Raw genomic sequence first — 19,469 nt, 5'->3', positions numbered from 1 at the left:
GTCGTAACGTTGCTCATCATAGCGCTCCTCCAGCTCTAATCCCGCGATGATACCGCAGGAGGGAGGAGAGCCGTCCACCGCATCACAAGCAGACTGTCAGGTTTAGCGAATTGGGGTCTGGTGAACTGATTTTTGGGAGAACCAACAACCTGGTTAGCCGCCGGTAAGAATTCCAAAACCACCAATCTAATGGCATCTCATTGTAGCTACCAGTTTTTCATCGCCTCTTGAGATTTACGCGTATCTCATCACCCAGGAACCAACCACCTCCCTCGCTCCACGAAGAGATGATTCCGCGAGTCTCAAGCCATTGGACCAATGCACGATTTTCATCTGATCTTGGCAATCTTGGAGTGTGATATCCTGTCGTGATCTCAGAGAACGGATATGGAAGCGCCGCAAGCACTTCGCGCGCTTCGTCGACCGCCATAGTCGAGTGAAACTTGTTGAGCAGGGAAATCTGCGTCTCAACGGGCCTTGAATTCAGGATCAGTGACCGCGCTTTAGCCGCATCCATGCCGGATATACGAACGTTGGTGCGGTCAAGAATCGGGCCTATGAGTGCCGCTCGCTTGGGCAGTTCCGTTAGCCTATTCAAATCGATCAGGTCGATTATCGCGCGCTTATCGTCATCTGTTATGTCGGCTTGAAGGAGCTCTTCTCGGAAGACGTCGTCGAGACCGAACATTCCGGGATCGGTGAGATAAGCTTCGATGTTTTTTGCCATGAAAAGGACCGGCAAGTCCGTATTGGCGTCTAGGCTTTCAAGGGTCTCCTTTGAAAAGGTGATCTTGCGCTCCACTATGAGAATAGTATTCTTCGAAGAATCGAGGCTTTTGGGAAAATTCTTGAACGTATTGGGCAACGCTCGGACATATTCCCGGTAACTGTCATCGCTCAGTGCATTCGCGTTAACAAGGAATTGGCGTAGCGGCAGTGTCTCGGGACCGTTACGCAGACTATGCTTCAGAATTACCGCGCGCACATCTTTCCGATCAAGATAGGCCACTAGGATTTCCGCCGCGAAGCCACTGCCTCCCATGAACGAGATACAATTGTCCCATGTCGGCGCGATACGTCGCAGCTCAAATACCGTGGCGTGCAATTTCTCCGGAACACCCTCCAGCGCTGGCAGGAGAGCCGTCTGTCGACCGAGAAATTCACGAAGATTGTCTTCGTCAAGTCCCTCACGACCTAGGAGATCAGTTATGGCTGCCGCATCTTCTTCAGAATTGTCGTGAAGCTCAAGGAGCACGTCGCTAAGATAGATATCAAGATCGCGTTCGACCCTGGTGATCAAGGCAGGATCTGTGAGCGAACGCAGCGTAGTGTAATTGCGCTCGCGAAACGCCATGAGATTGGTCTCGCCCATGACCTCGCGATAGATGTGTTCCACATTGGCAATCGAGAGTTCAAAAAGGCCCCGTTTTACCATGAAGCGCACGATGCCGGTGAACTTCCCTATTGCCGGAAGGTCTCGAACCTCGAAGTCAATGCGCTCGAGGCGTTCGGGTGCCAAGTCAGGTGCAAGTGCCAGAATTTCAGGGAGTTTCGCCGCGACGAAATCAGGGAACTCGTCGCCATCGCGTGCTAGTGTTTCTAGCGCTCTTTCCGGCAGGTTGGTTACCAACTGTGTGATATGGGAAAGATTGCGCTTGCTGGCGATTGCCGTCGGAACGAACTGCCTCCATTCGTCAGCCAGGCGGGAAAGCAACTTGGGGACGGCGCGTCCCGTGGCGTAGTAGGCCTCTAAGAAATCTTCGCAGCCTTCGAACTGGGACGCGATGAACTCGAAAAACTTACGAGTCTGATCGCTGTAGCGGCTCGCCTCGTTTAGAAGGCAGTCAACCAATTTGACGTTAAGAACATAGCTTTGCCCGAAGTCCGCTTCGCGCATCGCTGCGATGACCTCATTCGGGTTGTCAATCTGAAAGTCGGGGTCGGGAGTAAAGAACGCCCGTATCTGGATCAGAAACTTGTTGTCATTAGGCGACAGCCGACCAGAATGGAACAGCGACGTATATTGATAATACGTATCGTCGAGATGGCCTTCTAGAATCAAGAAGCGAGCCAGCTCGCCCTTCTCGCCGAAGCCGTCGAAAAGATCAGTCACACGGTCGGCGCTTGAACGCACGAGTTCATTGAACTTGGCTGTTCGAAGTGTCGCGATCTTCGCTCTAAGCTCGCGAATCCGTTGCAGGCTCTCGCTCTTGTTGGCCTCACATTTGCTTTCAATTTCCGCCTTGCGCTGAAAGTAGGTTTTCTCGCTATCCACTTCGTTCTGCAAGGCGGAGATATCGATCCGCTGTCGGCTATTATAGACATCGCGGCAGGTAATATGCGGAACTGCGATTAACTGTTCAAACGCGTCGTGCCCAACAAGCGAGTGAAGTGCGATCCAAGACTGCCCGTCAAGGCTGATGCTATTGACGTTCGCAGGAAGCATCTGAACGAGCGTCATCGCGTAGATTTGGCGCAATTCTTTCAGGTCAGAAGGTGTCTGCCTTTCGGCAACGTCAATCTTTCGTTCGATTTCCGCTATCTCTGCCTTACAGGCCACCTCCTCGTGCGCAACGAGTTCATCGTGGCGGCCCAGAATGTCAGCGAGATTGCCTTCGCCCCGGTGCAGTTGTTCGAAATCCCTGGGGTAGACGTTCTTATATATCAGGACCGCAAGAAGCTTGTTGGCGTTGAGAGTATTTTCGTCGTCGGTCTCCAAATTGGCAACGTAGATGGCGTATTCATTGAAGATATTCTGAATAAGTCTCAGGTCGTCTAGATACCGTGAGACCTCTCGAAGGAACTGTCGATCAAGACGACCGTCGAGTTCAAGCCTCTTTCCCTGCTCCAGCACCATATCAATCGAGTTCGAAGCGTTTATGATGGGAATAACAGGAATAACGAATTCGAAGAACTTGGTCCGGTCTGTATTAACAAATACGTCGTCGCGCAGAGCGTAAAGAAATCTAATAGTTCGTCTGACTCCCGCGTTCGCATTCACCAAGCCGTTGATTTCACGCAACGTCACGAATATTTCTGCATCTTCGAATCGGTCCAGATCCTCAATTATTACGAGATCATATTCTGTTGACTGAAAGAAGTAGATAATTTCATCCAAATGACGGTTAAGTATTGAGTCGAGATTGTCTGATGCTGGCCTTATTTCTATGTCTTTTAGAGAGATACTTTTGAGTGACAGCCCAAAGCTGGCGACATAAAAGTTGTGCAGCGCAACCCACAGAAAAAGCAACGAAAACCCGAATATTGTAAAATTAGGCCAATTGCTGAATTCGAGGGGATCGAAAAAGGTGCCGTTGATTATCGCTTCCCGCTTTGTGAATACGTACCAAATCGAAAGTAAGCCGAACATGATGCACAGCGATTTGAAGATCGACAAGACGCCAGGGGATTGAATTCGCTTAAAGCGCGACAGTGGAAGTTTGTTGGCATCTGCACCATACAGCATTTGCTGAAGTATGCTTCTTTCAATCTCCTGCCGGCTCACTTTGAGGCTTGGGGTGCTAGCTTCTTTGTCGCCTGGTGGGCTGGCCTCTTTCACGAACGCCGCGAGAGATATGTGAAGTGAAGGTCTTCGGTATCTTTTCAGGAACGATTGGATGATGCTGCTTTTTCCTGAACCATAAGGCCCCGTCAGCGCTATATTGTTCACCCTCGGGTCTGTCGTCGCGAAGAGCAAAGCTTCGGAATATACACCGGCCTTGTCAGCTTGGTCGGTCGGTGCAAGATTTACAAATTTTGCTTTTGTGACGGCGGGTCGACCAATACCTTCCAAGAAGGCGCCGAAACTAGTGAACCAGCCACCCAGCCAATTTGTTAATGTTGGAGTTCGTTCGCCCATAAGTAACCCAAATATCACTGATCCAAGCGGCAAATATCACTGAGGAGCCGGAAAACACCGACTTTTTATCTCCGAGAACTCCGCATTTGGGAATCGATCAATAGAGTCCCGCCGCCCGCAATCATAGCGGGAAGTAGCCATAGGCAATAGTCTCGATGATTGGCAGCTTTCGGGCGCTCACGGTATCAGCCGCAACGACCGAGATTGTGCGCGTTCCCGCCTGGCAGCTTTGGGGCCGGAACCGGAATTTCCGCTTTCGGTTCGGCCGGGCAGATAGCTGCCTTTCAGCAACCAGCCTCATTGTCGCCATCCGTTTATTGCTGCGAGAATGGTCGCTTCGACCCGCTCATTGAAATTTGGATCACACACCTTTTCTACCAGTGTCTCAGTCTAGTGTGCCCTATGGCCGCGCGATCTTGCTTTCCTTGCTAAACAATCATTATGCTGACCAGCGAGTGGGTGAAATCGCGGAACTAGCGTGTGCCGTCGTTCTGTAGCTTCCTCATATTTGAACCAAGTCAAACTACGTTGGTGATGTCCCTTTGTCGGCGCGTCGGTTGGACCGTTCGCTTTATTCCTGATCCTTCAAGACGCTATAAGTTTCACAAAAGCGGCTATTCTGAAGTTTCGCGACCTGGCGCTTTGGCCGAGTTTGGCTCTCTCGGAGAAGGCGAAACTCAGGGGCGGTTGTTGGTGGTGGAGGCTGAAGAGATCGAGGCTAACAACATCATTCAACTCATCCGCGCCGCCGATGTTGTCATTGAAGGGTTCCCGGATCAGGAATACGGAAACACTGCGGGCTTCGAGTTGCCGGATGATGCGTCCGAGCAGGCAAGCATCTTCAAGAACATCTTCCAGACTACCGGGTTCTTTGAGCGTTTCTCGTTCAAGAGGGAGAGGCCGGTGGCCGTCGCGATGGCGGTCAACGCTTGGCCAGATAGGCGAATTGTCTATGCGATCCACAAACTCTCAAGATGCTACGAAACAGAAGCCATCACGCCCTGGTCGGCGCACCCACGGTTTGGACAGATCTTTGAGAAACATTCCGACGAGTTCTCAGACCATGTCCGCAGTTCGATTGCGATAAACCTTGCCTTCTCCGCTATCGAAGAGATGAACCTGCAAGTGAAATCCAGCCGGGAAAAGCCGCGATGGCTGGACAACAAATACACGTGGAACCCGACAGTCTTGATGGACCTCAAGTCTCGACTCGACAGGGTTGGCATTAATCCAGAGAGAACCTTCGATTGGATAGTGAGGGGAGACGAGACCGAAATACCGATCGAACCGGTGCGCGACCAATTCTCAGCATATAGCGATGGAAAAATAGTCAGAGATGTCCAATTCTCTCTTCCTGACGCTATTCACGCATGCAGTTACTTACGGAATTTCATGACTGCACATGCCTTTGGAAAAAGTACACAGCGTCTGGGGTCTTACGAAGTGTACAATGTCCAGCAAGTAGCGCGCTTTCTGATCCTCTCAATATGCGGCCTATTTAACGTGTGGACACGTGATCTGATGGAACAAATGGCACTCCAACTTAAATGTGACGAAAGTTGACCCGGCTGATTTTTGAGGCACCGAGAGCTCGCACGCAGCGGGCCATCCGGTGACAACCACCTCTGGCATCAGCCTAGCGGTATGGCTCGGAAGACGCTCTGTAGAACCAGTGCTCGACGTCGATCTGCGCGCGAGTCCCGATGAACATATGCGCCAGAACTTGGACCGGTGGATGGGCGCTGCCGCGCATGTGTCCCGGGCCCGATCTCTTCAAGTTTCCCAGACCTTCGCGCTCCCGCTGTCGAAGAATGTGTAGCCGATCGTGGAGCCTGCGGTCTTCTGATACTTTGCCAGGAGACCGTCCAGCGCCCTGAGCTTGTCGCCATCCGGTTTGTAGACGCCGAAGTAGATGTGCTTGGTCTCAGACCCGAAAATGGCGCGGTAAATGTGAGCGTCGTTCTCGTCAGCGCTATGTCCGTATATGAACGTCACCGCGGAATTGCCCCTGAGGATGTCGAGGCAATGGCGGAGGTAGGCGACTGAGTTAATCCTGCGCATCTTCTGGGTGCTCGTGCCTTCCGCAACGTAGACCGGGAACTTGCCGCGCTTGGCGATCTCGTCAGTGATCGTGGCGATGACTCCAGAACCAGTGTCGACTGCCTTCATTATCTCTCCTGCTCCGCTCTCAAAGAGATGGAGGCCGCCGTGCAGGTTGTAGAGATGGCAGTATGCGTCCTCCGAGAAGGGGCCGTGGAAGGAGCCAGCAGTCTTACCCAACCCGAATCCGTCCCGGAGAAGCCGCTTCTCAAGATTCACCCAGTAAAGCAGAAGATCATAGTTCAGCGAGAACACGGTGGAGAAGCAAGACAAGAAGTCTGCGCTGCTCGTGTATTTCGAACCTAGATCCTCCCGGTGCTTGGGGTGTGTCGCGTTGACTGCCTCCACCAGTGCCTCTCGCACCTTCCGGGCATCCCCCTCGATCTCGGCGGCATGGGCGGCGTTCCCGTACGCCCGCTCCACCAGCACCGCCCCTTCTAGAGCGCGCACCACGGCCTCGAAGTCGACCGTCGCGAGAGCGTCGAAGAGATCGCGCACCGGAGTGCCGGCGGCGAGGCCAGACTTGTCGAGGAGATTGCGGTAGCTGAAGTATTGAGCGGAGAAGCCATTGCCGAGCAGCAAGGCGCGATCCTCGCCCTCCGTCCGCTTCATGGCATCATCAAAATCGATCACGTCCGGCATCGCGTACTCGCTCCAAGTTGGGATCTTTTATTCTGTGCCACGCTTTTGACCACTCAGGTGGCATGCGAACAACCGATTTATCAGTGAGATGGTGTGAGTGGGCCGGATTGCTGCCCGTCCGGTTTCGTGATGATTCGGCAATAAGCTGCCGCTCCGATAGCGACCGCCTGGCGAAAAGACCGGGCCGCCTGTTACGGACGGCTTTCAATGTCGCGGGGAATGCAAAGCGGTCCCCAAACCGGCCGGCGCAGGGGAGCGCCCTTGCACTTGCGGGGCCATCCTAATTGAGCTCGTGGATCGCAACGCCCGGCACAACGGCCCTGGCGATCTCGCACAGGTGCTGATGATGGGTGAGGTAGATCACCTGGCCGGCAGAAGCCATTTCCGCAAATAGTTTGAAAACCTCCTCCGACCGGACATGGTCGAACGTTTCCATGATGTCATCGGCAATGAACGGGACCGACGGTCGAAGCTTCGCGAATTCGTAGTAGCCGGCAAGCCGCAGCGCCAAATAGAGCTGAAATTGTGCGCCCTTCGACAAGGCGTCGGCGATCTTGGACTTGCCGTCGCGTTGCAATGCAATCAAGACCTCGCCGCCTTTGGCAGGCTGGGTTGCCAGCCCCAAATACTGGCCGCGCGTGATCAGCGCGAAGGCGTCCGACGCCCGCGCCATCATTCCGGAGCGATGACGGTCACGATAGAGCCGCAACGCGTTTCCAGCCGACATGACGCCGAGTTTGAGCTCGAGATAACGCACAGCCTTCTCCTCGATCTCGAGCAGGACGGTTCGGCGTTCGGCATCGATCCGGGCAACGGTGCTGTCGCTGCCAATAGCGTCGAGCTTGTCGGATGCTCGGGTCTGCCTAACAAGCTGCTGCTTTATCGCTTCGTCAAGACCCTGAATCCGCTGCTCGTTTTTGGCCTTTTCGACCAGGAGCCTTTCGGGATCGAGAACGCCCAACATCTCAATGGCCTGCTCCAGTCCATCCACCGCGAGTTCAGCGCACAGTTGCTGCTCAAGTCCGATCACAGCCGCGCGAAGCCGATCCCTGTCGCGCAGAACCTCGTCGCGTTCAACGACCTCGGAAAGTGTCGTCACGCCAAAGGCGCTCAGGATCTCGTTTTTGCGACGCTCATGGGCCGAAATCTCAGCATCGAGAGCTTCGCGCGCCTCTTGTGGGCGCTTCATGTCCTCGACAAGGTTTGCTTTCATTTCGCGCGTGCGTTCGGCGCGCTCTAGACGCGCGGCAAGCCGGATCGCCAATTGCTCCGGCTCGTCGTCGCTGGCCGGCTCGCAAGTGGCAACCGCGGCAGCGGCAACTTCGACCACGAAGTTGGCCCTGTCGGCTTCCATCTTCTCGATGCGGAGGCGCATGGCATCCCGCTCCTGCAGGCCTTTGGCGAGTTCGGCCAGCTGATCAAGGACGGTGCCGACGCTCGATGCGGGAACCCCGCTCTCGAGCCATGTGCCTTCCAGCGCTTGCGCGATGGCCGCCAGCCACTCCTCCTCGCGCCGCTCCGCCATGCCCACCGAGCGTCGTCGCGCGGCCAGATCCTCTTCCCTGGCGGTCACCATCCTGAGAGCTTCGGCATGTTCGGCATCCACCTTGCGTTGGCGGTCAAGGAAAAGCTCCGCGACGGCCGCTATGGTCTCCAGTCTGTCGCCAGGCTCAGGAACTATGCCGACGCTTCGCAGTGCGCCGTCCAATTCAAGTCGGATACCCTCCTCCTCGTCCGTCGCACGCCCAGCCCTCTTGCGGGCAAGCTCGATCTCCTCCCAAGCCACGAGCGCAACTGCTCGCGCGGCGCCACGGTCTTCGATCAGTTCGATCGCGCGCTCGAGCGATGAGGCGAGGTTGTCAGCGAGAAGCTCTCTTGCGGCGCCACGCATTTCCAAAGACAGAGCCTCCACCGCCGCGTCGGTCCGCTCGAGTTGCTCGCCTATGCGCGCAACATCGGCCGCGGCTCCGGCAAGGCTGCTTGTTGTCGTTCGGATCTCGGCCAGTTCGCGGGCGTCGGACAGCCTGCCGGCGCCAATACTGTCGTCGCGCGCCAACGCCACGGCAAAATCATCCGCTGTCTTGCCTGTGAGTTCGCCCCGGTGCTTTGCCCAGGCCGCGTCCCGATCACGCCTGATGACAGCGGCTGTTTCATCGTCGGCCACATCGGTAGAGGCACGCAACGCGTCAAGCCGCCTCGCGAGCAGGGCATGACTGGCTTCATGTTCGGCAAGGCGTTCGGAAAGCATGGCCCTGGCCTTGCCGAGATCCGCGGCCTGCACCTTCCACGCCCCGATCTGTGCGGCGCTGGGCGCGGTGATGCTGGCTAGCGCTCGCGCACCTGCTGACCACGGCAGAAGGCGCAAGAGCGCTGCTTCCCAGCGAACGGTGCCCCCATCTTGCGCGTCGCGTGCTGCCTTGAGTTCCCTGACGTGGTCGCTCGCCCGCGCTTTTGCCAACGCCGAGGTGAGCCTGGATCTAGCGGGCGCGGGCACGGCCCTTTCCTCGCCAATCTTTTGCCGCGCGGTCTGCAGCGCATCGACGGCTGCCGCGGCCTCGTCGCGGGCGACGCGCACGCTTGTGGCGACGCCGGATCGCTGCTCGATCAAGGCGCGGACAGCCCCAACGGTGGCGGCAGGCAAGAGCAGTGCTGCCGGGTTCGGTTCGGACGACCTGGCCAGGGCGGCAAGGCATGTCGCCACCGCGCTGTCGAGGATCTGCAGCTCCATCCTTCTGTTGGGAAGGTCAAGGCCCGCCGAAGCATAGCGCACCCTGCTTTCCGCGAGATTGCGGATGCGCTCTGAAATCGCAAGAATCGCCTCGTCCATGTCGACCGCGGCGACCCTTGCTGTCAAACGCTCGATTTCGTCGATGTTGCCGGCGAGCCGTGTTCTCAAGCTCGCGTCGTCATCGATGAGACCGGCCACACTTCCGGTCCAGGTGCGCGACGGCGCCGCGATATCGGGCAGTTCAGCCAGTTGGTCCGTCTGGCGCTCGATCTCCTTCAGGATCGGGAAGGCGCGAAGATACCTGGCAATCGTATCGAGCCGCGCCGACAACACGGAGCGCTCCGTGATGCTGTGCTCATATTTTTCCGTAGCGTCGACACGGTCGGCCTCGAGCGTCTCGAAGGTCGAAGCCAATGTGTCGATGGCGTCCTTCTCAGCCTTCAGCTCGGCGAGGCGCTTCTTGAGCCGTGCCAGGTCGGTCCCGTGCGCCTGCTTCCGGTAGAGCCCGTCCGCCTCGGCGTCGAGCGCGCTCAACATATCGTTGGCTTGCCCGAGCCCGGCACTGGCGGTGAACAGCAGCTTGCCAAGGTCGCCGCGCGACTCCAGGATCGATTTGCCGCCTTCTTCCAGGGTCTCGTCGTTCAACGAGAACATGGTCTGATATGCATCGCGCGACAGACCGGCGAGATGGGCCGTTATCGCCACCTCACTCAAGGGCTGGCCAACCTCGTTGAGCAGCGAGTTGCTGCGCTGTTTCGTGCGCGTAAACGTCTGCTCGGTTCCCGTGAATTCGAGCACGCCCCCGATGCGCATCGCGCCGTACTCGTGCAGGAAATTGTAACGGCTGCGCTCCTCGATGCCGAACAACAGGTCGAGGTAGCCCGAAAGCGCGGTCGACTTGCCGGCCTCGTTCAGGCCGAACACGATATGCAAGTCGGGTCCGGACGCCGGCTTCGGGCCGAAGTCGATCGTACGGTCGGTGAATTTGCCGTAGCGGATAAGGTCAAGGCGGCGCAGCCTCATGGCGACCCACCGGCCTTGAGGCGGGCTGTCACCAGGTCGGCGCCGCCGGCAAGCACCTTGCTGAGAAACAGTTCCAGTCCGGCCTCGTCCTTGCCGGCGAAATCGCGCCCCTCGGCCGGAAGGTCGGCGATCAGCTTCTGGACAAACGCCCTCACCTCGGCACGGACGGCTTCTGAAGTAGCGTCGGCGCGCATGGATTGGGCTAGTTCGAGAATCGGGTCCGCTGTGCCACGGCTCGTTTCCGCCCTGCGCTCGGCAAGGTCGAGCTCAAGCTTTTCCACCCATATATCGCCCGTCTGTTCCGCGACCTGATTGGCTTCCTCCAGCAACACATCGCGGTCGCGGATCAAGGCCCACGACAGGGGGGACGCTCCGGAAAGGCTGAGCCGGATAACCGCATGGCGGGACCGGACGGAAGTCCGGATGTCTTGCAGAGCGGATCGGATGCGGCCCACTGCCTCCGGCCATTCGACAGTGCCGGTCACGTCAACGTTCACGCGTTCGAACTGCGCGATGCTGGTCAGCCGTTCCTCGATCTCTATCAAGCGGTCGTCGCGGATCGTCACCAGGGTGACGGATTTCTCGCCGGCCTCGTTGATGTCCCTGCCCTGCGGCATTCCCGGCATGACCACCGTGCTTGCATCGGGATGAATGGTGCGCATATGGATATGGCCGAGCGCCCAGTAGTCGAAACCATGCGCGTGCAGATCAGCCAGGTTGCAGGGGGCATAGACATCGTGCCCGGGCGATCCGGCGAGACTGGTGTGCATGATGCCGACATTGACCGCGCCCTCGTGGGCGGCCGGATATTTGGGCAGCAAGCTCTCCGGTGCCTTTGGGGTCGCGAAGCTCAATCCATGAAATATGACGTCGAGCCCGCCGGCGGTTTGCTGCACAGACTGGGGACGGCCGCCGAAGATCGTGACGGTGTCGGGAAACACAAGCTGTTTCGATATCCGCGACAGGGCGTCGTGGTTGCCGCGAATCTTGAAGACCCTGATGCCGGCCTGGTGCAGGCGGGACATTTGCGAGGCCAGAAAGCGGGCGGTTTTCATCGACGTCTGATCGCCATCGTAGAGATCGCCCGCAATGACCAGCGCATCGACACGCTCGGCAAGACAGAGATCGACAATCGAGATGAACGCTTGGCGGCTGGCGTCACCGACGAGCTCGGCAAGCTCAGGGTTGCGCAGCGCCAGCGAGCGCAGCGGCGAGTCAAGATGAATGTCGGCGGTGTGTACGAATCGAAATGCCATTCAGGTCTCCAGCCCCTGAACATAGTGATATTCGACTGCGGCTCGATAGATGAATTTCACGACAGGTAGTGGTGCTAGCCGAGCCGTTCTACAGGTCGTGTCTCGGGAGGCGGTTCACCTCGCTATCTCCTGGCCGCAAGATGTCCAAAGCCGTAAGGGGTGGTGACCGCCGCGGCGATGGTGGTAACGTCGTCCAGCGTGTTGCTGGAGGTCGATATCAATTCGAACGTCGCCCCACCATGCAGCCGGCGCAACAACTCTGAGATCGCCAATGTCGCTGCCAACAGCCCTACGAAGGGAACACCGACCGTGCGCGAGGCCAATATGGCAAGCCCGCACTCGTCCATGCCCGCGTTGACGAGTTTTTCGTAGGCCGGCATGTGCGCGACGGATGCGGCGGGGATCGCGACATTCGACCAAATCGAGCGCGCCGTTCGCGACCCAGGAAACGTATGGACAGAAATGCCGCGGAACCCGTCGGGGCCAGCGCCAAGGCCTGCCTCAACCACAAAGTCGAAATCAGCATCCTCCAATGCCGCGCGCGCTAGCGCATTGTCGACGCCACACAGCGCAACGCCCGGCTCAGCGTTCTCGCGCTTGATCGCCGGACCGAAGCGACGCTCCTCGATGACCGTTTTGAACCCCTGCGCTTCCAGCCATGCGGCGGCAATCCGAGCCTTTTTCGTACCGACGTCGGCGTCAAAAGAGAGCATCGACGTGCTAGCGTTCGAGGTCGCCAAGGTGTCGAAATCCTGGAGGACCAGCTCGACCTCGGCGTGATCCTTGTAGGGCAGCGCGGCCAATACCCAGCAGAATGCTTGCCCGAGATTGCCAAGGCCAATGAGCCAGAGGCGCGATGGCAAATAGCTGAGGGCAGGTTCGTCAGCCGACGGTTCACGCCAATCCACACCCGGCCTCCAGAGCGATAGGCCCGCCACGCGCCGACCCGCCATCGGATGATCGCCAGCGTGGAAGCTGAAGACCTCCGTCATAAGGCAAGCCGCCGCTACCAGCGGCGCGAGGGCCATGTGCTCATCATCCGCAAGGCGCAACTGATCGCGCAATGGCGCAACGCCTCCGCGCCAGCCTTCCCAGGTGAGCCGCCATCCGACAACGGTGTTTGGTGGAGCCTCGCCATTCCCGATGACGGCAGCAGGTGCAACGGCATCCGCCGCGTCACAGCACAGGCCGCCCAGATCTGCGATCGCATCACGCAGCGTCGGCGCTGTGCTGAGCGTAGTCAGGTTGTTGCATTCGGGAGCCCCGACTACCCGTACCCCGGCAAGCAGGGTGCGGTGGCCGAGATTGACCAGGGAAAGCAGCGCCACCTGCTTAGCAGCCGAGGCGGCGATGTCGGCGCCGACATGGACATTGAGGCCAAAGCGGCCCAGCATGGCCATCGCTTCCTGATGAGAGGCGGCTGTGCCACGATCCATGAAGTACTTGGCGGTGCGGTGCAGATTATCAGCGCTGAGCGTGTTGGTCATCATTATCCCCAGAAGCCATTGTAGAAGTAGCCGGTGGCATGTGCTTCGGTCCGGTCGAACCACTGATGTCCGCCCCGGTATTCGAAGATGCCCAATCTCGCCTGCTGAACCGGGACGGCGGCGAAGTTCGGTACGATGATCGCAATGTGCCCCTCGCGAGCGACCATCGGGTTGGTGCGATCGCTACCACTCTGCAGCGCAACACCCGGATGCGTATGCACGTCCGCGACGACCGTTAGGCCAAGCGATCGGCAGCGCGCCCACAGCTTGGCGAAGGCATCTCCATGGAGGACGCACACACCCGACGAATACGCGTCGGGATCCAACTCATCATAATAGATTGCCGTGACCGCCCGCCGCCGCTTGCCCGCGATGACGCCGAGGAGAAACACGCCGGATTCGGTGCGCCCGCCACCTCGGCGCCGCAATTCGGCAAGCGTGTTGCCCCACATTTTGCGCGACATCGATAACCGGTGCTCAGGCGCCACGAACGCCCGAATAATCGCCTTGATGGAAAAGGTCATGGAGCTGCTCCAGGTAACAGGTGATGCCGCGTTTTGGATCCCACAGACGGCTCGGATGGTCGGTGATCCAACCGGGATGGCCTTCGATCGAGAGGCGATCGCAGGGCAGGTAGAGGCACCGCCCCTCACGCCACTCCGGGCGGAAGATGGAGGGCACGATGGACCGGCCCGTGGGCCAGTCCTTCGCCGGCAGTGGTCCGTTAGTGCGCAGGTCCCATGGCTGCGCCGTCACCGGCAACTGCCGGTAGCCAGTGCACTCGAAGCGGAATGCGAACTCGGCAGGGCTATTGGGCCGCTGCGGCGCCGTGACCGCGATGATGACGTGCGGCCAGGAGATCATGCCTAGACGCCAGCGCCCATCGATCTCGCCGACCCGGAAGGCAGTGGCCGCCAGATCGGCCTCCAAGAGCAGTCGGTCCGGCGGCACCACACGGTTCATGGCTCAGCCCTCGACGCGCTTCTCGGGGACGAGGTCGAAGCAGACGGCACAGGTCTTGCCGTCCGTCAGTTCGTTGAGCGGCGTATCGCTTGCCGGACGGCGCGTGGTGCCACACATCTGCAGCACATGCTTGTCCGCGTCGTGCGCGCTCAGCTTGAATTTGTCGATCGCCCAGGCCTTGACACGGCGCACGCGTGCGCCCGGGGCGAACTTGTGCGTCGCCGTCTCCGCCAGATAGTTGATCGTCACCTCGATCTTCTTGCATTTGGTGACGTGCACGTGGGAGCCGCGCTTAAGGTCTGTCGCCGGCAAGTTCGGCGTCATCGCGTGTGGTACCTCCGCCTCGTCGATGAAAATCGCGGTGTCGGCGTTGATTGCGATCCCGGCATGTTTGATCGCTTCCAAGAGATCCGCGACGAGCGCGGCCTCCACGATCTCGGTCTCGATGGCCGCGGGCAGTTCACGGCTACGGATGAAGATGGTTTTCGTAGGCATTTTCGGTGCTTCCTTTCTGGGGCGTAAAACCCTCTGAAAGTGAAGCGCCGCGAGCGCGGAAAAATGGGAACTGGCCGGCTAGCCGCCGCAGGTCAAATAGTAGGGGCAGCCTGGGCAACTCCGGCCCGTCTTAGGACCGAAGTCGCCACTCTCGATTCCGGCGATTGCTTCCGAATATCGTTCCAGCAGCTTGCCATCATCCTTCAGCGGCGGAACCATACGTTCACCGGTCCCCAGGTAGTATGCCTCGACCGTGATCCGCCTGCCGGGATAAAGCTGACGGGCACCCAGCCGAAGCAAGGCGTAGATTTCCTTGTCCGATTCCGACTTGGTCTTCTTGCCGGTGCGAACCCTCTGGATCGTCACGCAGCCGTCGGTCGCGATGATGACACGATCGGGGGTAACCGCAACCTTGCGGCCATCGAGGTTGACCAACCATTCCCGCCGGTCGTAGTGACCAGTTTCACCTATGACGGCTTCGGCCATACGCGTGACCATTTGCATCCCGATGGCACGGTAGTATTTCTGAAATGGGTGTTTAATCGGACCGTGTTCGGCCCAATCGGCGGTGAAGTGCGCCAGCGTATCCGCGACCCCAGCCGTAGTGCCTGCCGCGCGCTGGTCCTCAAGCCAGCCGACCGTATCGTAGACACAGGCGTGGAACCGCACATAGGCCGAGCTCTCCGGACCACCAACAAGCCCATCCTTCACCTTGTAGCCATAGCGCGCAGGGCAGTTGATATAAACCCCGAGAGCATCTTCCCCATAGCTCAGGGCGGGCGCGGTCGCCCGCGCTAGCCCCCGCTTGGCGTGGGCCGCTGGCCCTGCCGCACGGTTTCTGCTGGAAAGCCCTGCAAGGAGCGCGAGAAACTTCGATGGACTGGATTTTCGGGAAGGTGTGTATCGCTCGGCGCGGCTCAATGCGAGGTGATCGCGCGCTCTCGAGAGTGCAACGAAGAATAGTGACTGCTCCTCGTGATCGTGGTCATCCGACGTCATAGCGAGCCGGTCGAGAGAAGGCGGCGGCGGAACGCGCACGGCTTGGCGGTTGCTCGGCATGTACGTCGTGGCGAGGCCCGGCAAATGCACGCCGCGAAATTCCAATCCCTTGCTGCCGTGAATGGTCATGACGCGGACCGCGTCCATGTCGGTCGCTTCCGACGAAATTGCTCTGTACGCCGTATCTTCGTTGAGCGCCTCGATGCGCCGTACGCGAGCCAGAAAGCGTCGCCGGCTTCGCCCGCCAGTGGCCGCGAATTCGACAGCCACCTTCAAGAACTGATAGATTGCAATGAGCTGCTGCTGCGCGGCCGGGTCCTGGCGCAAGAGAATAGGTCGAAGATAGTCACTCCGCTCGAAAAGCCAGGTGGTGAGCATTGTCCAGGGTGAAGAGCGGCGCAAACCCCCTAACTGTCCAGCCAGCCTGGCCAGACCTGCCCCTCCGGCCCCACTGAGACCTGGCACCTCAGCAAGGCGTGCAAGCGCTTCAAAGACGGACACTCCATTTGCGCGGCCCCACTCGATTAACGTGAGCACTTCTTCCCGCAACACGGCGTATTCGGGCAGTGCCGCGACGCGCGCCAGGCCCACCGCGCCACGCTCGGCGTCAAGCGCGAGGAGGGATAGCAAGTCCCGGATCTCAGCGCGCTCAAAGAGGTCGCCAAGATAAAGGAGTGGCACGTTCATCGCCTCAAGGGGCCCCGTAATTCGCGCCAGGGTTAAGTGCGTTCGGGCCAGGATGACCTGGTCCGCGAACGGAATGCCGTTCGCATGAAACTGCGCTATCTGATCGCGGATGCCAGCAGCCTCGTCGCTCACGGTCGGCGCGACTGTGAGTGAAATGCTGCCCGCTTCCGGGCGCTCAACTTTCCATTGGCTGGCTCCGCGCATGCCGTCGTTGGCGAAGCGTTGAAAGGCGTCAACGATAGGTTTCGTCGACCGGTAATTTGTATTGAGGGCCAGGCGCGTCCCCTTGAAGTCCGGCACGAAGCGCGCGACGTTCTCCGGCTCCGCGCCGCGGAAACGATAGATCGACTGGCGTGGATCCGCGACGACCCAAAGATTGGGATTGGCGCCGGCGATCGCCTGCAGGAATTTGGCGCTGGCGAAGTTGACGTCCTGGTATTCGTCGACCAGCACGTGTTTGAAGCCCATCACATAGGCACGCGCATCCGCGTTGTTCTGAATGAGATCGATTGCGAGCCTGATGAGATCTCCGAAGTCGACCGCGTTCGCCAGCAATAAGGCGTCCTCGTAGACTTCATAGATGTGGGCGAACTCCAGCATCTTGTCTGCAGCTTCAAGGTACTCCTCATCCGAAGCTGTTGCTTTATAATCGACAGCCGCGCGGGCATAGTCAGCCGGCGAGACCAGCTCATCCTTACAGCGTGAAATCGCGCGCAAGACCGGCGCGAGCTCAAAGGCAGGCTCGTACAGATTCTGATAGTAGACGAGGTCCAGCTTCTCAAGGTTGGCTTCCAAGAGTGCGAGCGATGCCGTCTGGTCGAATACCTTCAAGGGAAGCGTGCGGCCAAGGCCTGAGGGCCACTTCTTGAGGAGTTCGAGCCCGAAGGCGTGGAAGGTTCCCACCCACATCTGAATGGATGCTTCCGCATTGGCGGCCGAAAGCCGCTCGCGCATTTCCTCGGCAGCCCGGTTCGAAAAAGTGAGTGCGAGGAATTCGGTCGGCATGACGTTGTTTGCGAGCAAATGCTCGATGCGGCGCACCAGTGTGCGCGTCTTGCCGGTGCCGGGACCAGCATCGAGTAGCAGCGGTCCCTGATCCCACAGCACTGCCCCTTGTTGGCTATCATCGAGCTCGGCTGCATTGACGGGTCGTTGCGGGGGCGGCGGTCGGAGCGGTGGGAGAAGGAGCGCGCGCGCCATTTGGCTGCTGACAAGAGCGGCGGGCAGTCCGAGCGCAGCGGCGATCTCGGATGGGCGGCGGCGTCTTTCGACAAATTCCGTCCTTAACCAGTCCGAGGGGCAAAGGAACTCGCCTGCAAAAACGTCGGCTTGGACCTCCTTGCGCTCGGTCGGCGCGTATCCTTCGACCCGGCCTGCGCCACTATCAATCGGGTCGCCTCCAAGCGCGTGGGCTGTCACACGCACTTCGCTGCGAGTGTCCAAGTGCAGATAGAAATGGCCGAGTTCATGGGCGATCACGACGCGCTCGTCGATAGGATCTTGGCCCTGTGCGACGTTGACGAGTTCTGCGGCCCTGTCGAGGGAACCCAATACCCCTGGGGCCAACGCTACCCTCCGCAGCTCAAGATCCGCCACGTTGAGTGCGCCCGCGACAAGTGCCTCAGCACTCCGATCGCCATTTGCACCCTTAAGTGCTGCCAGATGAACCTCACGGGCTTTCCGCCGAATATCGATCCAGGCATCCAAAAGCTAATCCTCTTCAAGCCAGTAATGTATTCGCTCTGCCGACATCCCGCTGCTCTCGACAATTTCCCTGTAGCTACGTTGTAAGACCTGCGGTGGCCCGGATGCCTTCGCCTCACCCATGCGCGGATTGGCGAGCGCAAACAAAACTTCTGTCGAAGGCCGCTTGATCAATACGCAGCGCATGCATCACCGCGCGCGAAAGCCTTCCGCCCACGGGGGGCCGCATCCAGCCATTGAAGAGGTCCGCCACAACCGCTCGCGCGATCCCGATCTCGGTAGCGATACCCGAAATCCTGGTTCCCGCGCGCGTCAAAAGTTCGAAAAAGCCGACCGCCTGGGAGGGCACTCCACTGTCGGCCTCGGCACTTCGATAGATTATGTTCAGCGCACGAGGGTAACTTCGTCGATCTCAACATCTACGTCCGCCTGAGCCGTCCAGTCGCGCGCAATTGCGGCGTGCGCACGAATATCCTCGGCATATTGTGGAAACCGCTTAGTCCATTCGATGATGTCGGCGGCGCTCGGCGCCGGGCAGTCAGTATGGAAGCTGTAGAGGACATCATCTCGATCCTTGCTCATTGTTTTCGCCATTATCATTCTCCCGCTGCGCGCCGCGTCACGGCTCGAACTTGGTTCACGTTCTCGATCAGCAACGCGCGAACCTCCGCGACCCAATGTTCTGCCGTCTTGCGGTCAATTCCTAAAGCCCCCGCGATTGAGACAGTCCCCTTTGTCCCACCGCAGGGAACCTGATCCACGTGAAGCCGAAACGCGAGACGTTTGCGCGGATCGGGGATCTGGGCAAGGGTCCGCTCCACATCTATTGTCTCGGCGAGCTCCTCAACGTTCTGTAGCAACGCCGGGTCTGGTCGTTTGACACCGGCATCCGCAGTATGTTCCTCGATCTCAAACAAGCCATCGGCGCTCTCTTCTAGCGCTGGCCTCAATTCCATTTTACCTGAGATCTCGCCATCGTCGGCCTTGCTGTCATCGTTCGAGTTACGGGCCGCGGGCTTTTTCTCCTCGGGCGGCGGGATCCGCTTCGCCGCCTCCTCCTCGGCGATAGCGTCCTTGAGCCGGAACGTCAGTCGTCCATAGAAGGATTCTCGGTATCCTTTGGCGTCGGCGCAGTTCGGATTGCAGATTGCGGCGAAGAATTCGTCGTAGACGTCGTCGATGATGTCCTGGCCGCTATTCATCTTGTTGGTTCCGACGCGCTTGCGCAGAACCCGCTGCGCCAGATTGGAGAGATAGCTAGCCATATCCTCACGAAGGTGCCGATCCTTGCTGCCGGCATATTGGAAGGCAGCGATGATCGCCTCTGGTGCATAACGACCGAGTTGCCCAGCCTGTGTGATCTTACGCCAACCGATTGCGTCGGTGCACGGCGGCGGCTTCAGCTTGTTCGTTGAGATCACCATCGGCCGAGGCCCTCTTTGTACGCCTCCGGCGAGGGCCGCCTTGCGCGAGCATGGCACGGTAGCGAGGCTGCGCTCTTAAGGTCGTCCTTACGAGCGAAGTTG

The 19,469-nt window shown here is 58.9% G+C and carries 12 protein-coding genes; 1 reads left to right on the top strand and 11 read right to left on the bottom strand.

The genetic code is table 11. The features are described 5' to 3' along the window. Nucleotides 1-217 precede the first annotated feature (217 nt). Entirely contained in the window at nucleotides 218-3,859 is a 3,642-nt protein-coding gene (locus NKJ01_RS33550; RefSeq protein ID WP_352734696.1) for a YobI family P-loop NTPase, read from the bottom strand. A gap of 642 nt (nucleotides 3,860-4,501) precedes the next feature. On the opposite strand from NKJ01_RS33550, the gene NKJ01_RS33545 reads away from it, so the two are divergent. Beyond that, a complete protein-coding gene (locus NKJ01_RS33545; RefSeq protein WP_352734694.1) occupies nucleotides 4,502-5,422 on the top strand; it encodes a hypothetical protein in 921 nt (306 codons plus the stop codon). 210 nt (nucleotides 5,423-5,632) lie between these two features. Here NKJ01_RS33545 and NKJ01_RS33540 read toward each other — a convergent pair whose 3' ends face one another. The 10 genes from NKJ01_RS33540 to NKJ01_RS33495 form a co-directional block, all read right to left on the bottom strand. Then, nucleotides 5,633-6,601: a DUF4917 family protein gene (locus NKJ01_RS33540; RefSeq protein WP_352487277.1), complete on the bottom strand. Its 969-nt coding sequence runs from the start codon at nucleotides 6,599-6,601 to the stop codon at nucleotides 5,633-5,635. A gap of 280 nt (nucleotides 6,602-6,881) precedes the next feature. After that, nucleotides 6,882-10,352: an ATP-binding protein gene (locus tag NKJ01_RS33535; protein WP_352734692.1), complete on the bottom strand. Its 3,471-nt coding sequence runs from the start codon at nucleotides 10,350-10,352 to the stop codon at nucleotides 6,882-6,884. Then, complete coding sequence (locus tag NKJ01_RS33530; RefSeq protein ID WP_352734690.1) at nucleotides 10,349-11,608, bottom strand: metallophosphoesterase family protein; 1,260 nt, start codon at nucleotides 11,606-11,608, stop codon at nucleotides 10,349-10,351. Before NKJ01_RS33530 ends, NKJ01_RS33535 begins: the two co-directional genes overlap by 4 nt. Before the next feature lie 122 nt (nucleotides 11,609-11,730). Further along, on the bottom strand, nucleotides 11,731-13,095 hold the full coding sequence (locus tag NKJ01_RS33525) for a BilD N-terminal domain-containing protein (RefSeq protein WP_352734688.1): 1,365 nt from the start codon (nucleotides 13,093-13,095) through the stop codon (nucleotides 11,731-11,733). A gap of 2 nt (nucleotides 13,096-13,097) precedes the next feature. Next, a complete protein-coding gene (locus NKJ01_RS33520) occupies nucleotides 13,098-13,619 on the bottom strand; it encodes an MPN domain-containing protein (RefSeq protein ID WP_050589498.1) in 522 nt (173 codons plus the stop codon). After that, on the bottom strand, nucleotides 13,573-14,058 hold the full coding sequence (locus tag NKJ01_RS33515) for a DUF7665 family protein (protein WP_352734686.1): 486 nt from the start codon (nucleotides 14,056-14,058) through the stop codon (nucleotides 13,573-13,575). Before NKJ01_RS33515 ends, NKJ01_RS33520 begins: the two co-directional genes overlap by 47 nt. 3 nt (nucleotides 14,059-14,061) lie before the next feature. After that, complete coding sequence (locus NKJ01_RS33510; RefSeq protein ID WP_352734684.1) at nucleotides 14,062-14,553, bottom strand: hypothetical protein; 492 nt, start codon at nucleotides 14,551-14,553, stop codon at nucleotides 14,062-14,064. Nucleotides 14,554-14,631: 78 nt separating this feature from the next. Continuing rightward, nucleotides 14,632-17,946, bottom strand: coding sequence for a UvrD-helicase domain-containing protein (locus NKJ01_RS33505; RefSeq protein WP_352734682.1), 3,315 nt, complete (start codon nucleotides 17,944-17,946; stop codon nucleotides 14,632-14,634). 381 nt (nucleotides 17,947-18,327) lie between these two features. Then, nucleotides 18,328-18,537, bottom strand: a complete 210-nt coding sequence (locus NKJ01_RS33500; RefSeq protein ID WP_352734680.1) for a hypothetical protein — start codon at nucleotides 18,535-18,537, stop codon at nucleotides 18,328-18,330. Nucleotides 18,538-18,539: 2 nt separating this feature from the next. Next, nucleotides 18,540-19,367 (bottom strand): hypothetical protein, encoded by an 828-nt coding sequence (locus NKJ01_RS33495; protein ID WP_352734678.1) that lies wholly within the window; start codon nucleotides 19,365-19,367, stop codon nucleotides 18,540-18,542. Between the last annotated feature and the right edge of the window lie 102 nt (nucleotides 19,368-19,469).

This window comes from Mesorhizobium sp. M0276 (genome assembly GCF_040321755.1).
GTDB lineage: Bacteria > Pseudomonadota > Alphaproteobacteria > Rhizobiales > Rhizobiaceae > Mesorhizobium.
The sequence above is the reverse complement of the archived record's forward strand: the minus strand, read 5'-3'. Positions and strand labels throughout refer to the sequence as shown.